We start from the raw sequence: 6,721 nt of genomic DNA on the forward strand, positions 1-6,721 counted from the left end.
TCCTCGCAGGGGGACGCGGTCAGCGGGCTCGGGTCGCCCACAGGTACAGGGCGGAGAAGAGGGCCAGGACCACGAAGAGCATCAGGCTCAGGGCGCTGGCCGCGCCGAAGTCGCCGAAGGTGAAGGCGTAGCGATATATCAGCAGCAGGACCGTGGTGGTGGCGCCCTCGGGGCCGCCGCCGGTGAGGATGTAGGGCTCCACGAACACCTGCATGGTCGCCACCACCTGCATCAGCAGCATGACGAGGATGACGAAGCGCATGTGCGGAACGGTCACCGTCCGCACCCGCTGGAGCAGGCCCGCGCCGTCGAGCTCGGCCGCCTCGTACAGCTCGCCGGGGATGCTCTGGAGCCCGGCCAGGTAGATCAGGGTGGCGGTGCCCAGGTTCGCCCAGGTGGAGACGATGACCAGCGAGAGCAGGGCGGTGTCGGCGGAGTTGAGCCACTGGAGGCCGGGCAGCCCGACCGCCCGCAGCGCGCCGTTGATCAGGCCGGGGCCGGGGTCGTAGAACCACTTCCACAGCAGGGCCGAGACGATCGGCGGCAGCATGACCGGCAGGTAGACCGCCAGGCGCAGGTAGCCGCGCGCGTGGCGCAGCTCGTTGAACACCAGGGCCAGGCCGAAGGGGAGGGCGAACCCCAGCACCAGCGCCAGCAGGGTGAAGTAGCCGGTGTTGGCCCACGCGGTGGCGAACAGCGGGTCCCCGAACAGGGTGCGGAAGTTCTCCAGCCCCACCCAGTCGGGGGCGGCGACGAAGTTGACCCGCTGGAAGGCCAGCGCGACGCCGCGCGTGATGGGGTACCAGGAGAAGAACACGAAGCAGACGAGGGCTCCGGACAGGAAGGCGTAGGCGACGGCGTTGGCGCCCAGGCGGCGCGCTCCCGCGCGCCCGGGGGCTCGGCGGCGGGCGGCCGGGCGCTCCCGCGTCCGCGCGGTCGCGGTCCGCAGGGCGAGGTCGGGCATGGGTGCCTCCGGTCGGCTGGGCGGCGGCCCGGAGGTCGGGCCGACGCGGTGGGGGGTGGGGTTGGTCGTGGGCCCAGCCGGGGAGTCCGAACGGAACACCCGGCCGGGGAGCTGGCCGGAACGCCCGGCCGCGGGTCGGAGCGGGACAGCCGACCGGAACGCCTGACCGCGGCGCCCGGCCGCTGCCGGTCCCGGCTCGGGCTCAGCCGCCGAGGACCGCGTCGATCTCCTCCTCGGCCGTGGCCAGCAGCGTGTCGACGTCGGCGTCCTCGCGGGTCAGCACGGCCTGCATCACGGTGTCGAGGACGGCGTAGACCTGCTGGGCCTGCGGCGGCTCGACGAAGCCGGGGACCTCGGGCTGGGCGTCGACGAAGGACTGGTAGTTCTCCAGGGGCACGTTGGCGTTGGCCTCCTTGAGCTCCAGCTGGGCCTCGCGGACGTCGCCCGTCCAGATGTCGGGCGTCGGGGCCATGGGCAGGCCGACCGGTGAGTCCAGGGCCAGGGCGTCGTCGATGGCGTCCTGGAAGCGGTCGGGGTTCAGATACTTCCAGCTCAGCCAGGCCAGGCCCGCCTCGATCTGCTCCGGTGTGGCCTGCGGGTTGAACATGTACCCCTCGCCGCCGATCAGGGTGCCCTGTTGCTCGGGCATGGGGGCCAGCCCGTAGTCGGCGAAGTCGCCCTCGAAGTTGTCCACGATGGGCTTGAGGTTGTCGGGCGCGCCGACGTACATGCCGAGCGTCCCGGCGCCCATCATCCGTTGCAGGTCCTCGAACTCCAGCAGCTGGCGCTCGCCCATGGACCCGTCCTCCCAGCGCATGGCGTGGAGGGTCTCCAGCACGCGGCGGCCCTCGGCGTTGTCGACGGAGGCGGTCATGGAGCCGCGGTCCACCACCTCGGCGCCCAGGGAGTTCATCCAGGCGTTGAAGTGCCAGCCGCCCTGGTTGGCGGTGCTCAGCTCCCCGAAGCCGACATAGTCCTCGTCCAGTGCGCTGACGGCCTCGGCCGCCTCGCGAACCCCCTCCCAGGTGGCGGGCGGGTCGTCGGGGTCGAGTCCGGCCTCCTCGAACAGGGTCCGGTTGTAGACCAGCCCCATGGAGTAGTTGGCGGTGGGCAGGCCGTACAGGCGTCCCTCCCCGTCCCGGAACACGTCGAGCAGCCCCGGCTGGACCTGGTCCACGACGCCAAGCGCCTCGGCCTGCTCGGTGATGTCGGCGGCCTGGCCGCGCTCGATCAGCGTCGCCGGGTCGGTGAAGTAGACGTAGAAGACGTCCTCCAGCTGGCCGCCCGCGAGCTTGGCCTGAAAGGTCTCGGGGTCCATGAAGCCCTCGCGGGGTTCGATGTCGATGTCGGGGTGCAGCTCCTCGAACTCGGCGACGTCGGCGTCGAAGATCTCCCGCTCGACCTGGAGGGCCGCCTCGGGCTGGCCGTTGACGACGAGGGTCACCCGGCCGGAGCCGTCGCCGTCGTCGGAGGCGCAGCCGCTGACGGCGACCAGCAGCGCCGCGGCCGCGGCCGGGAGCGCGGTGCGGGTGCGGGCTCCGCGGGTGCGCCCGGGGATTACGGCACGTGTTGTGTCCATGGCCTGGTCGTTCCTCTCCGGCTCCTCCCCCGAGTGAAGCCACGTGATGGTGCCGGAACTATAGATCCGATCGACACAGAACCGCAAGAAAGTAACTGAGTTACGCAAATCAGTGACACAAGCCAGAAATGCAGGGATAATGAGACCTGCATCACTTTCCGAAGTCGCCCCAACCCGCCTAACGAAGGCATAACGAAGGGGTGCGGCGAGGACCGCCGCACCCCTTTTCCTCCGCGCTGTCGTCCGGTGGTCTGACCTCCCGGGGCACCGGACGCGCCGCCGGGCGGCCCCCTCAGCCTCCCGTTCGCGCCGCCTGGGGGGCCGGGCCCGCCGAGGCCCGCACCACCAGCTCCGGTTCGAACATCAGCTCCGCCCGGGAGACCGGGCCGCCGTCGATCCACCTCGCCAGCAGTTCCACCGCCGAGCGGCCCATGGCCTCGATCGGCTGGCGCACCGTGGTCAGCGGCGGATCGGTGCAGGCCATCAGCGGCGAGTCGTCGTAGCCCACCACGGACACGTCCCCGGGCACCGACAGCCCGCGTCGGCGCGCGGCGCGCACCGCGCCCAGCGCCATGACGTCACTCGCGCACAGGATGCCCGTGACGCCCCTCTCCAGCAGCCGGTCCGCGGCGGCCCGCCCGTTCTCCATCGAGTACAGGGCGTGTTCCACCACCGGCTCGGCGCCCGTACCGTCCGCGCACGCGCGCAGGGCGGCCCGCTTGCGCCGGGAGGGCACGTGGTCGGGCGGGCCCGCCACCATGCCGATGCGCTCGTGGCCCAGGGCGCGCAGGTGGCCGACCACCTGCTCGACGGCCACCGCGTCGTCGCAGGCCACCCGGGGGAAGTCCAGGGAGTCGATGGCGGCGTTGATGAGCACCGTGGGCAGGTTGCGCTCGTGCAGGTCCTCGTAGTGGGCGTGCACGGCGTCCTCCTGGGCGTACAGACCTCCCGCGAAGACGATGCCCGAGACCTGCTGGGCGAGCAGCAGGTCGACGTAGTCCTCCTCCGAGACCCCTCCGGCGGTGCGCGTGCACAGCACCGGCGCGAACCCGCGCTGGGCCAGCGCCGTCGCCATGACCTCGGCCAGCGCGGGGAATATCGGGTTCTGGAGCTCGGGCAGGACCAGGCCCACCAGGCGCGCGCGCTCCCCCCGCAGCTGGGTGGGGCGCTCGTACCCGAGGACGTCCAGGGCGGTCAGGACCGCCTCGCGTGTGCTGGAGGAGACGCCGGGCTTGCCGTTGAGGACCCGGCTGACCGTGGCCTCGCTCACCCCGACCTTCTCGGCGACCTCCGCGAGTCGACGTTTCATGCCACCAAGGTACGGCATCGAACGCAAGCCGCTTGCATTCGCTTGCGCTGACTGTCATCCGGTTGCGGATGCCGGACCCCTGGAGCTGCGGGGTCGCGGGCGGATCCGCCCGCCTCAGCCGGTGCGGCGCTCCCGGCGGCGCCTGGCCAGCTCGTCCACGGGCTGGGGAGCCGCGGCGGGCAGGTCGGCCCGCTCCTCGGCTGGAACCACGCCCAGGGCCTCCTCCAGCTCGCGCCAGACGTTGCCCAGCGCCAGGCCGAACATGCCCTGCCCGCGCTGCATGAGGTCCACGACCTCCTCCGGGGAGGTGCACTCGTAGACGCTGACGCCGTCGCTCATGAGGGTGATGCGGGCGAGGTCGGGGGCGGGGCGGCCGCGCAGGTGGTCGACCGCGGTGCGGATCTGTTGGAGGGAGATCCCGGTGTCCAGGAGCCGTTTGGCGACCTTGAGCAACAGGATGTCGGGGAGGCTGTACAGGGGGGCGTTGTGGGCTCCGGTGCGCACGCTCGGCTCCACCAGGCCGGTCCTGGCCCAGTAGTCGAGCTGGCGGTAGCTGATCCCGGCGGCCGTACACGCCGCGGGGCCCCGATACCCGGCGTCCATAGGCAGCGCCACCACGTCCTCTTCGCACAGTAGGCCCTGCTGCCCCGCTAGCCGCAGCGCGGACCGCCTGTCATGGGGATCCCGCTTGCCGCTCGCTACCGCCACGCCGACCTCCGGCTTCTCGTCCCACGGCGGTCTCGACAGGGGATGTCCACTCAGGGAACGGGTGCGCCGTGGGTTCTACTGCACTGAAGGTAGGACGGCCGACCGGCAGCGTCAACGACACCGCGCGGCGCGTCGCCAAGTGCGCGCGGCGCCGGTGTGCCGGGGCCTCCCCGGTGGCGCCCGACGCGCACGCGGGGGTTTCGGCCCTGATCATTACGACCACTTCCGTTACCCAATCTATCACCGGCCCCGCGGACGAAGCCGCAGGTCGGGGCGTGTCCTCCCGGGGAACGCCACCGCCGTGGCGCGGGACCCGCGCGTGGGCGCGGGTCCCGGGGAGAGTACACGTCCGCCGCCGGACTACTCCGCGCGCCTGCCGAAGTCCTCGGGCGAGATGTTGTCCAGGAACTCCCGGAACGCCTCGACCTGGTCCTCCTGCTCGTCCGGGATGGGCATCCCCGCCTCGTCGATCACGTCCTCGTGCGCGTAGATGGGCGTGCCCGTCCGTAACGCCAGGGCGATCGAGTCGGAGGGGCGCGCGCTCACCTCCACACCGTTGCTGAAGACCAGCTGGGCGTAGAAGATGCCGTCGCTGAGGCCGGTGATGTTCACCGTCTTGAGCCCGGTGTCCAGTGCGTCGAGGACGTCCCGGAACAGGTCGTGGGTGAGCGGTCTGGCCGGTGCGACGCCCTGTTGGGCCAGCGCGATCGCGGTGGCCTCCACGCCGCCGATCCAGATCGGCAGGTAGCGGTCGCCCTCGGCTTCCTTGAGCAGGACAATCGGCTGGTTCGAGGGCATCTCAACACGGACGCCGACGACCTCCATGTGCTTCACAGCGTCTCCGTCCCACGGGTCGTGATGCCGGATGGGCGCTCGTCCCTGCTCCCGCTGCGGGTCAGGACCCGAGGGCGAAATCGGCACCCTTCGTTACAAAGCTCTCCGGCGGCGGGGGACCGCAAACCTCATCGGCCCACCCGCCGCTCCCGCGGCCGTCCCCGCGCCGGTCAGCGGCGCGGTTTGGTCAGCAGGACCATCCGGAACTTGCCGATCTGGATCTCGTCCCCTCCTCCGAGCTGTGCCTCGTCGACCGGCTCGCGGTTGACGTAGGTGCCGTTGAGGCTGCCCACGTCGCGGACCCCGAACCCGTCGCCGCGGCGGAAGAACTCCACGTGGCGCCGGGAGACGGTGACGTCGTCCAGGAAGATGTCGCTGTTGGGGTGGCGGCCGGCGGTGGTCACGTCACTGTCCAGCAGGAAACGGCTCCCGGCGTTGGGGCCGCGCCTGACCACCAGCAGCGCCGTGCCCGGCGGCAGAGCGTCGGGGTTGGCGGGGTCGTCGCCGCCCAGCTCGTCGCCGGACTCCTCCTCTTCCAGGGCCTGTATGCCCGAGAGGGAGATCGTGGACGTGACGTCTCCGCCGGAGTCCCTGCCAGTGCCGGGTCGGGGGCCCTGCTGTTCGGCTCTGCGGATCGGAGTTCCGCAGTGGGAGCAGAAACGGGCATCATCCGCAACGGCGTGACCGCACTGCGTGCAGTAAACGCTCGACATAGGTCGGCTCGGCCTCCTACCGCACGGGGCGGTGCTTGATTGGGCTGATCGGTGGCACGCACCGGGCGTCGGGCGGGCACGTGGCCCGCACGCCGTCCGGTACGCGGTGAGACGGCCCGCTGTCGCGGCAGCGGTGCGCCTCACGCGGTCGGTCGCTAGGTCTCATCCCCCGTGTCGCACTCCTTGTCACCACCGGCGAGGGTGTCCGCCGTTGCCGGGATACCCGGTCCGGTGGGCGACGCGGCGCTTCGGGGAACACTCGACTTTAAACCATATCCCTGTCCAGGAAGGGTTTTGCTCCTCCCCCGCCCACCGCGGACGACCCGCCACGAACGGATCGGTGAGCGGCGTCCCCGCCGTCGCGGACGGTGTCCGGCGACGGTGGTGGGCCGAGTCGGGGCAACACACCTGTCCTGGTGCTGATGCCGTGTCGGCGGGTTTGGTTCTCCACGGATCCCCCTGGATTCGCACCGACTTCACCGAACCGCCACGACCTGCCTGTATGTCGATTTTAACCCGCGGGGTCACTCGCGGCAGGACTCGCGCCCGCGCACGGGGCGTGACGCCGCGGATACGCGCCGGGGGGGGGGGGGGGGGGGGGGGGGGGGGGGGGG

The 6,721-nt window shown here is 71.5% G+C and carries 6 protein-coding genes; all 6 read right to left on the reverse strand.

Annotated elements, in window-relative coordinates:
- Nucleotides 1-19 precede the first annotated feature (19 nt).
- The 6 genes from ACSIH6_RS35060 to ACSIH6_RS35085 all read right to left on the reverse strand — a co-directional run bounded on the left by ACSIH6_RS35060 (nucleotide 20) and on the right by ACSIH6_RS35085 (nucleotide 6,107).
- The gene (locus ACSIH6_RS35060; protein ID WP_435112622.1) at nucleotides 20-964 is read right to left on the reverse strand and encodes a carbohydrate ABC transporter permease; all 945 of its coding nucleotides are present in this window, start codon (nucleotides 962-964) and stop codon (nucleotides 20-22) included.
- A 202-nt stretch (nucleotides 965-1,166) separates the two neighbouring features.
- Nucleotides 1,167-2,543 (reverse strand): ABC transporter substrate-binding protein, encoded by a 1,377-nt coding sequence (locus ACSIH6_RS35065; protein WP_435112623.1) that lies wholly within the window; start codon nucleotides 2,541-2,543, stop codon nucleotides 1,167-1,169.
- A 292-nt stretch (nucleotides 2,544-2,835) separates the two neighbouring features.
- Entirely contained in the window at nucleotides 2,836-3,852 is a 1,017-nt protein-coding gene (locus ACSIH6_RS35070; RefSeq protein ID WP_435112624.1) for a LacI family DNA-binding transcriptional regulator, read from the reverse strand.
- 114 nt (nucleotides 3,853-3,966) lie between these two features.
- Complete coding sequence (locus ACSIH6_RS35075) at nucleotides 3,967-4,455, reverse strand: MerR family transcriptional regulator (protein ID WP_150254627.1); 489 nt, start codon at nucleotides 4,453-4,455, stop codon at nucleotides 3,967-3,969.
- Between the two features lie 465 nt (nucleotides 4,456-4,920).
- Nucleotides 4,921-5,394 (reverse strand): bifunctional nuclease family protein, encoded by a 474-nt coding sequence (locus ACSIH6_RS35080; RefSeq protein ID WP_017564797.1) that lies wholly within the window; start codon nucleotides 5,392-5,394, stop codon nucleotides 4,921-4,923.
- A 170-nt stretch (nucleotides 5,395-5,564) separates the two neighbouring features.
- Nucleotides 5,565-6,107, reverse strand: coding sequence for a double zinc ribbon and FHA domain-containing protein (locus ACSIH6_RS35085; RefSeq protein ID WP_013152508.1), 543 nt, complete (start codon nucleotides 6,105-6,107; stop codon nucleotides 5,565-5,567).
- Nucleotides 6,108-6,721 lie beyond the last annotated feature (614 nt).

Origin of the sequence: Nocardiopsis synnemataformans, from assembly GCF_965343085.1 — a bacterium.
GTDB classification, from domain to species: Bacteria; Actinomycetota; Actinomycetes; order Streptosporangiales; family Streptosporangiaceae; genus Nocardiopsis; species Nocardiopsis alborubida.

Bases quoted from the DNA above. Each gene is read 5' to 3' on its own strand.
- ACSIH6_RS35065 (WP_435112623.1), bottom strand. From the start codon at position 2,543: ATGGACACAACACGTGCCGTAATCCCCGGGCGCACCCGCGGAGCCCGC.
- ACSIH6_RS35085 (WP_013152508.1), bottom strand. From the start codon at position 6,107: ATGTCGAGCGTTTACTGCACGCAGTGCGGTCACGCCGTTGCGGATGAT.
- ACSIH6_RS35075 (WP_150254627.1), bottom strand. From the start codon at position 4,455: ATGGACGCCGGGTATCGGGGCCCCGCGGCGTGTACGGCCGCCGGGATC.
- ACSIH6_RS35060 (WP_435112622.1), bottom strand. From the start codon at position 964: ATGCCCGACCTCGCCCTGCGGACCGCGACCGCGCGGACGCGGGAGCGC.
- ACSIH6_RS35070 (WP_435112624.1), bottom strand. From the start codon at position 3,852: ATGAAACGTCGACTCGCGGAGGTCGCCGAGAAGGTCGGGGTGAGCGAG.